General features: G+C 31.2%; 7 protein-coding genes. 2 read left to right on the top strand and 5 right to left on the bottom strand.

Annotated elements, in window-relative coordinates:
- Window positions 1-195 precede the first annotated feature (195 nt).
- Together thyA and WBG30_RS15480 are read left to right on the top strand one after the other, a co-directional pair.
- Window positions 196-1,050 (top strand): thymidylate synthase, encoded by an 855-nt coding sequence (gene thyA / locus WBG30_RS15485; protein ID WP_424505550.1) that lies wholly within the window; start codon window positions 196-198, stop codon window positions 1,048-1,050.
- 11 nt (window positions 1,051-1,061) lie between these two features.
- Window positions 1,062-1,637: a dihydrofolate reductase gene (locus WBG30_RS15480; protein WP_424505549.1), complete on the top strand. Its 576-nt coding sequence runs from the start codon at window positions 1,062-1,064 to the stop codon at window positions 1,635-1,637.
- A 253-nt stretch (window positions 1,638-1,890) separates the two neighbouring features.
- Here WBG30_RS15480 and WBG30_RS15475 read toward each other — a convergent pair whose 3' ends face one another.
- The 5 genes from WBG30_RS15475 to WBG30_RS15455 form a co-directional block, all read right to left on the bottom strand.
- Window positions 1,891-3,000 carry an NADH-dependent flavin oxidoreductase gene (locus WBG30_RS15475; protein ID WP_424505548.1) on the bottom strand — a complete coding sequence of 370 codons (1,110 nt, stop codon included), beginning with the start codon at window positions 2,998-3,000 and terminating at the stop codon, window positions 1,891-1,893.
- A 359-nt stretch (window positions 3,001-3,359) separates the two neighbouring features.
- Entirely contained in the window at window positions 3,360-4,556 is a 1,197-nt protein-coding gene (locus WBG30_RS15470) for a bifunctional 3,4-dihydroxy-2-butanone-4-phosphate synthase/GTP cyclohydrolase II (protein ID WP_424505547.1), read from the bottom strand.
- Window positions 4,557-4,729: 173 nt separating this feature from the next.
- Entirely contained in the window at window positions 4,730-5,386 is a 657-nt protein-coding gene (locus tag WBG30_RS15465; protein ID WP_424505546.1) for a riboflavin synthase, read from the bottom strand.
- Between the two features lie 11 nt (window positions 5,387-5,397).
- Window positions 5,398-6,489 carry a bifunctional diaminohydroxyphosphoribosylaminopyrimidine deaminase/5-amino-6-(5-phosphoribosylamino)uracil reductase RibD gene (gene ribD, locus WBG30_RS15460; protein ID WP_424505545.1) on the bottom strand — a complete coding sequence of 364 codons (1,092 nt, stop codon included), beginning with the start codon at window positions 6,487-6,489 and terminating at the stop codon, window positions 5,398-5,400.
- A 94-nt stretch (window positions 6,490-6,583) separates the two neighbouring features.
- Window positions 6,584-6,704: 6,7-dimethyl-8-ribityllumazine synthase (locus tag WBG30_RS15455; RefSeq protein ID WP_424505551.1), on the bottom strand; the 121-nt coding region annotated here is incomplete at its 5' end.

Raw genomic sequence — 6,704 nt, 5'->3', positions numbered from 1 at the left:
CTTTGATGGACGGTCTACATGTAGGAAGATACTTTTCTTTAATACAAGATAGCTTGGATAACCCAAGTAAAAACTTATAGTTTCTTTTAAATGGAGTGATAAAAATTATTCATGTAGATGGTTTTAAAGATAATATTAAAAGAAAATTTTTGATATATTATGATAAAATATATATTGAAATTTTAGGAGGTTAGGATGAATTATTCAGATAAATTATTTATAAAGGAAGCTAAAGATATATTAGCAGGTGCTACAAACGATGGATTAGACGGAGTAAGACCTGTGTGGTCAGATGGGACTACTGCAAATACAGTAGCAAAATTTGCATCAATTACAAGGTACGATTTGTCTAAGGGGTTACCTATAACTACCTTGAGACGTCAATACTGGAAGGGTGCTATACAGGAATTAATATGGATATGGGTAAAAAACTCTAATAATATCAAGGATCTACCATTAAAAATATGGGATTCTTGGGCTGATAAAAATGGGAGCATAGGTAAAGCTTATGGATATCAATTGGGGAAGAAGATAGATTTTCCTGAAGGAAATATGACTCAAGTAGAAAGAGTAATTTATTTATTGAAAAATAAACCTGGTGATAGAAGGATGGTAGTAACTATCTGGAATAATGAAGATATGAAAGATATGGGGTTGGTTCCTTGTGCTCATACTATTACTTTTTCTGTAATAGGCGGAAAACTTAACGCAGTATTAGATCAACGTTCAGGAGATTTTTTGGCTGCTTCAGGGCCTGGAGGTTACAATGAGATACAATATGCCACTCTAGTATACATGATGGCTCATATTGCAAATTTAGAAGTAGGAGAATTTCTTCATCTTACTGTAAACCATCATGTCTATGACAGACATATAGATTATGTAAAAGAAATGATTGTTATTGGAGAAGAATTTGATACAGAATCTGAACTACCAAAATTAGTCATTAAAAATAATGTAGAGAACTTCTTTGATTTTACCATTGATGATTTTGACTTAGTAGGATATGAACCAAAATCTAAGTCAAATAAAATTGAGATAGCTATATAGGAGGAAAATTTATGGTTAATATGATCTATTCTATCTCCTACAAGGAGAATATAGTCGGGAATAAAGATACAAATGACTTGGTATTTAATATCAGGGAAGATCTTCAATTTTTTAAGGAGATGACAATTGGAACTACGATGATCATGGGAAGAAAAACCTTTGAATCTTTACCTACTGGGGGATTACCTAAAAGAAAACATGTGATAGTTTCAAATAAAATAAAAACAATAGAAGATGCTAAAGAAATACTCGGTGAAAAATATATTGAAAATTTGACATTTATAAATTTGGATAATTTAGAAGAATATATTAAAGATGAAACTAAGACCAATAAGATCTCTATAATTGGAGGAGCTATGCTCTACTCTCATTTTTTAGAGGATAAAAATCTATTTGATCTACTCTCTAACGTCTACGCTACTGAAGTAGAAAGAATCCCAGAAATAAAAAATCCTGTAAGATTAGTAGAACATAGTAATCTTACAAGAAAATGTAGTTCTGAAATAGTTAAAATCGGTCAAGGGAAAGATAGATTAGATAATAACAACTTAGTAGATTACAAAGTAGTTAAGTATTTCAAAGGATAGATTTAAATATATTAAAATAGGTTTTTTATAGGTTTTCACATTGTATAATTAAATGCAACAAATGATAAACCTTTAATAAAAAATGAACCAAAAGTCTGTCCCTGTCTCATATTTTGTAAAAACCTTCAAATTAATGTAATTGTAGTTTACACTAATTTGAAGGTTTTTTATGAGAAAAAGAATAAAAATATTATCCCTTGATAGATATGACAAAATAATTAATTATATATATTATTGACAAAACCTAGATCTTCTACTCCTCTACATTAAACCAACCTGTTATACCTTTTATAGTTTCTGCAAGCTTCACAGGAATCTTTTGCTCCTTTAAACTTTTCATATGTATAGCAGTATCTATTTTTTCTCCTCTTTCTATTTTTTCTACCCAGTTAGGATCAGTAATCATAGAATGTCCGATAGCTATGAGATCATAACCTATCTCATAAAGAGCTTGGTGGACATCATTTTGAGTAGATATGCCTCCTACTCCTATAAATGGCTTCCTTCTTGCTATTTTTTCTGAGATAACTTTACCAACAGGTCTCTTATCATATTCATCTCTAATAGATGTCTTCGCAAAATGTTGAATCGATATGTGCAGATAGTCCAAATCTTTTACATCTGAAAGTTTATCAACTAGACAAAGGGTATCTTCTAATGTAATCCCAGGATTTTCCATTTCTTCTGGAGAAAATCTATATCCTATAATAAATTCTTCATCTGCAAATTCATTTTTTGCTTTTATTGCTGCCTTTATTATTTCAAGGGGAAATTTCATTCTTTTTTCTATATTTCCTCCCCATTCATCACTTCTTCTATTAGAATGTGGTGAGAAAAATTGTTGTACTAAATATGTGTTGGCACCATGGATCTCAACACCATCAAATCCAGCTTCTATAGCTCTTCTTATAGATTCGTAAAATCCACCTACTATATCCCAAACTTCTTGATTAGTAAGTTCTCTAGGAGTTTTCATATCCTCTACTGGACCGAAAAGATTATGTGTAGGCTTTATTGCAGAAGCACTGACTAATCCAAATCTTGGATCTGCCATCCTTCCTCCATGAAATATCTGTAATATAGCTTTTGCTCCTCCAGCTTTTATAGAATCTGCTAATTTTTTTAATGATGGAATAAATTCCTCGGAACCTGCATAAAATTGATTGGCAAATCCTTGGCCATTCTTTTGGAAAAAAGTAGTTCCTGTAATAACCATTCCGGGACCTTTTGATCTAGCAGCGTAATATTCTGCTTCGTCATCGGCAACAGTCAAATCAGTATTACTTGACCAGGTTGTCATAGGTGCTAGCACCGCTTTATTTCTAAGGATCACTTTATCTTTTAAGTCGAATTCAAATAACATATATACCTCCAATTTTTTTAATTCATATTATTTCAAATGATCATAATTTTTCATACAGTTCTTTCTACCCCTAAAATAACAATTCTCCTTTTTCTATAATGATTACAATTAAATATTGATATCAACTATCATATCGTAATTTCATAAAAAACACAAGGTATAATTTTTTCGGAACCAATACTATTAGTTTACAGAAAATAAACCTCTGTCATGAATAATGTAAAGGTTATACAAATATTAATTTTTATTAGGTTATTAATCCGTCTTTCCCACTGAAAAAACTCCTCCTATAAACTAGATTTTTCTAAGTGTAGGAGGAGCTTTATTTTATTTATTCATCTCTTTAATTTCAATTACTTTTATACTTTTTCTAGCATATGATCTAACTTATCTTTCTTCGTTTTTAAATATCTTTTATTTTCTTCATTAGGAGTGATTTCAATATTTTCTCTTTGTACAATATCTATTCCATAAGATTTTAATCCCTCTATTTTTTTAGGATTATTTGTCATTAGTTTAATAGATTTTATTCCTAAATCTTTTAATATTTGAGATCCCAATACATAATCTCTTAGATCTGCTTCAAATCCTAGTTTTACATTGGCTTCTACAGTATCTAATCCTTCATCTTGAAGATTATAAGCTTTCATCTTATTATAGAGACCTATACCTCTCCCTTCCTGACGTAAATAGAGAATAACGCCCTCTCCTTTTTCATCTATAGTTTTCATAGCCTTATGTAGTTGTGAACCGCAGTCACATCTACGAGACCCCAATACATCTCCTGTAAAACATTCAGAATGTATTCTTACCAATACCTCTTCTTTTCCTTTTACATCTCCCTTTACCAAGGCAATATGCTCCTTGTCATCTAAACAGTTTTCATATGCATGAAGATCAAATTTACCCCATTGTGTTGGCATTTTAGCTACTGCTACTTCATTTACTAAAACATCATTTTCTTTTCTATATTTTATAAGGTCTTCTATACTCACAAGTTTTAAACTATGCTTTTTAGCAAATATTTTTAAGTCATCTAACCTTGCCATAGTACCGTCATCTTTTAAAATTTCACAGATTACACCCATTGGTTTTAATCCTGCTAAACGTGCAAAGTCTACAGATGCTTCTGTATGACCATTTCTAATCAAAACTCCTCCATCTTTTGCTACAAGTGGAAATAGATGTCCTGGTCTGTTAAAGTCATCAGCACCTTTATTTCTATTAGCTAAATCTTTTATAGTTTGCACTCTGTCTCTAATAGATATCCCTGTAGTAGTATCTTTTGAATCTACAGATACCGTAAAAGCTGTTCCATGGGGATCAGTATTATTCCCTACCATTTGGTTTAGTTTTAATTCTTTAGCTCTTACTCTATCCATTGGTACACATGTAAGTCCTCTAGCATTGACTGCCATAAAATTAATTGCATCATAGGATACCATATCCGCTGCCATTACTATGTCCCCTTCATTTTCTCTATTTTCATCATCTACTACTATAATCATCTTCCCTTGTTTTATATCTTCAATTGCATCTTTTATATTATCTAACATAGTTATTCTCCCTTTTTCAAAATTTTTCATAAAGTAAAACCAAATAATTAAATATAAATAAACCCTTGAGCCTAGAGATAATTCATGAATTATCCTTATTAAAACTCTTCTTTTTTTAATGTTATTTTAAATGACCTCTACAGATATTTTCTTATAGAATTTAAGAATAGAATTTAATAAAATCCATTTTCAGCTAAAAAACTTTCTGTGATGTTACTTTTTTTTTCGACTTCTACTTTTTCTTTAAAATTCATCATTCTTTCTACATATTTTCCGATCAGATCGGTTTCTACATTGAGGTAATCTCCTACACTTTTACTCCCGAGAGTTATCATCTCTTGGGTGTGAGGAATTAGTGATACACTCAAGAAATCATCTCCAAAATCTACTACAGTCAGACTAGCTCCATCCAAGGTAACCCTTCCCTTTTCTACAACATATTTCATAAGTCGTGGTTCTATCTTCACTACATAGATTTTTGCTATCCCATCAGAATAGATATTAGATATCATTCCTTCACCATCCACATCTCCTGTTACCAAGTGCCCACCTAAGGGAGTAGCCAAAGTTATAGATTTTTCTAAATTAACTAAGTCCCCAGCCTTTAATCTTTTAAGGTTAGTTCTTTTTACACTTTCATGCATTATGTCGGCTTCAAAATAATTGTCGCCTATCTTAGTAGCAGTCAGACAGGTTCCATTGGTAGCAATACTGTCTCCTAATTTGGCTCCTTCTATTACTTTTTTAGATCTTACCGTTATTTTAAGTGAAAGATCTCCTGTTTCTAGGCCGATTACTTCCCCCATCTCCTCTACTAATCCTGTAAACATAATTTTACTCCTTATAAACTAAATTCTATTGCTATATTATCTCCATAGACTTTAAACTTTACATCTTTTAATTCTATGCTTTCTTTCATAGTTCCTATTTTAAATCCACTTATAAATGGTATAGCATTATTATCTCCTGTGATTTTTGGAGCAATAAATATTTGTCCCCCATCTAAAATATTTTCTTTAAAAGCCATAGATATCATAGAATTCCCACCTTCTAAGAGGATAGAATCTATTCCTAATTCTCCTATTTCTTTTATTATTTCTCTCATTGTAAATCTATCACCTTCTAAAAATACAAATTTCACATTATAATTATTTTCAAATTTTAGATGTTTTTCACTATCAATGTTCCTTTTAGAAGTGATTATTATAGATTTATTATCTTTATTATTCTGAATAAAATTATAGTTCTCTGGTGTTTTCAAACTAGGATCTACTACTATTCTATATGGGTTATTCCCACCTTCTATCCTCGCATTGAGCCTCGGATTATCTCCTAAGAGTGTTTTTATTCCTACCATTATCCCCATATATTTATGTCGTAATTCTTGAACTCTACCCCTTGATATTTCATTAGAAATCCACTTGGAATTCCCACTTTCAGTAGCTATTTTACCATCCAAGGTAATGGCACATTTTAGAAATAAATAAGGAATCTTTCTCTCTATATATTTAAAGAAAACAACATTTTGTTTTAAGGCTTTTTCTTTTAAAATATTTATTTTCACATCTATTCCAGCTTTTTTCAAAAGTTTAACACCTTTTCCTGCTACTAATGGATTGGGATCTAAAGTCGCGATTACACATCGTTTGATTCCCATCTTAATTATTTTTTCAGCACAAGGAGGAGTTTGCCCATAGTGGGAACATGGTTCCAAAGTTACATAGATTGTAGCCCCAACAGCTTCTGCCCCTGAATCTTCTAATGCAAAAACTTCTGCATGGGGACCACCATATTTTTTATGATAGCCTCTGCCAATTATTTTTCCATCTTTTACAACTACTGCTCCTACCATGGGATTAGGATTTACATTTCCCTCTCCCAAAGCTGCCAGTTCTAGGGCCAATTCCATATATTTTTCATCTGAATTTATCATATTAACCCACCCCATTTTTTTCTTTTTGCTTCTATAGTAACTCTGTCACCAAAATTTTCAATTTTTAATTATCAACTTTCAATTATATTTTTCTTTATCCTATTGTTTGGATTAAGTTTACCATTTCGATAGCAGATACTCCTGCGTCAAAACCTTTATTCCCTGCTTTAGTTCCCGCTCTTTCTATAGCCTGCTCAATTGTATTAGTTGTTAAA

Origin of the sequence: Psychrilyobacter sp. (assembly GCF_049671765.1) — a bacterium.
GTDB lineage: Bacteria > Fusobacteriota > Fusobacteriia > Fusobacteriales > Fusobacteriaceae > Psychrilyobacter.
The sequence above is the reverse complement of the archived record's forward strand: the minus strand, read 5'-3'. Positions and strand labels throughout refer to the sequence as shown.

Coding starts and splice junctions, on each gene's coding strand:
- ribD (WP_424505545.1), bottom strand. CDS start 6,489: ATGATAAATTCAGATGAAAAATATATGGAATTGGCCCTAGAACTGGCA.
- WBG30_RS15470 (WP_424505547.1), bottom strand. CDS start 4,556: ATGTTAGATAATATAAAAGATGCAATTGAAGATATAAAACAAGGGAAG.
- thyA (WP_424505550.1), top strand. CDS start 196: ATGAATTATTCAGATAAATTATTTATAAAGGAAGCTAAAGATATATTA.
- WBG30_RS15475 (WP_424505548.1), bottom strand. CDS start 3,000: ATGTTATTTGAATTCGACTTAAAAGATAAAGTGATCCTTAGAAATAAA.
- WBG30_RS15465 (WP_424505546.1), bottom strand. CDS start 5,386: ATGTTTACAGGATTAGTAGAGGAGATGGGGGAAGTAATCGGCCTAGAA.
- WBG30_RS15480 (WP_424505549.1), top strand. CDS start 1,062: ATGGTTAATATGATCTATTCTATCTCCTACAAGGAGAATATAGTCGGG.